At 67.8% G+C, this 998-nt stretch carries 2 protein-coding genes; both read right to left on the reverse strand.

What is annotated here, in order from left to right; genetic code table 11:
• Positions 1–167 (reverse strand): potassium-transporting ATPase subunit C (locus tag CTZ28_RS46330; RefSeq protein WP_121895957.1); only part of this gene is annotated, 167 nt, incomplete at its 3' end.
• A 5-nt stretch (positions 168–172) separates the two neighbouring features.
• Positions 173–998, reverse strand: an 826-nt coding sequence (locus CTZ28_RS46335) for an HAD-IC family P-type ATPase (RefSeq protein ID WP_121895956.1), incomplete at its 5' end; no start/stop codon positions are given.

Genomic DNA, 998 nt, shown 5'->3' on the forward strand with positions numbered 1-998 from the left:
CTGCCGTCCGCTGTGATCTCGGAGCCGTTCGCCCTGCCGTGGAACAGCCCCTGGGCGATGCCGGTGACGACCAGCGGGTAGATGACACCGGTCACCAGGGTGAGCACGAGGAGGGCGCGCAGGCCCGCCCCGAGCAACCGGACCGTGTTCGTTACGGAGTTGTTCATGGCGATCAGCCGATTCCGGGGATGAGGGAGATGAGCAGGTCGATGATCTTGATGCCGATGAAGGGGGCGATCAGGCCGCCGATGCCGTAGATCCCGAGGTTGCGGCGGAGCAGCCGGTCCGCGCTCAGCGGCCGGTACCGCACGCCCTTCAGGGACAGCGGCACCAGCGCGATGATGATCAGCGCGTTGAAGACGACCGCGGACAGGATCGCGGAGTCGGGCGAGGACAGCCGCATGATGTTCAGCTTGTCCAGGCCCGGGTAGACGGCCGCGAACAGCGCCGGGATGATCGCGAAGTACTTCGCCACGTCGTTGGCGATGGAGAACGTGGTCAACGCGCCCCGGGTGATCAGGAGCTGCTTGCCGATCTCGACGATCTCGATCAGCTTGGTCGGGTTGGAGTCGAGGTCGACCATGTTGCCGGCCTCCTTGGCGGCCGACGTACCGGTGTTCATCGCCACCCCGACGTCCGCCTGCGCCAGCGCGGGCGCGTCGTTGGTGCCGTCACCGGTCATCGCGACCAGCTTGCCGCCCGCCTGCTCCCGCTTGATGAGGGCCATCTTGTCCTCGGGCGTGGCCTCCGCGAGGAAGTCGTCCACCCCCGCCTCCTGGGCGATCGCCCTCGCGGTCAACGGATTGTCCCCCGTGATCATGACTGTCCTGATGCCCATGCGGCGCAGTTCGTCGAACCGTTCCCGCATGCCGTCCTTGACCACGTCCTTGAGGTGGATGACGCCCAGCACCCGGGCGCCCGCCTCGTCCTCGACGGCGACGAGCAGGGGGGTGCCGCCGGCCTCGGAGATACGGCCGGTGATCCCGTCGGCGTCCTCG

It is taken from the genome of Streptomyces shenzhenensis (assembly GCF_003688995.1).
In the GTDB taxonomy this organism is placed as follows: domain Bacteria; phylum Actinomycetota; class Actinomycetes; order Streptomycetales; family Streptomycetaceae; genus Streptomyces; species Streptomyces shenzhenensis_A.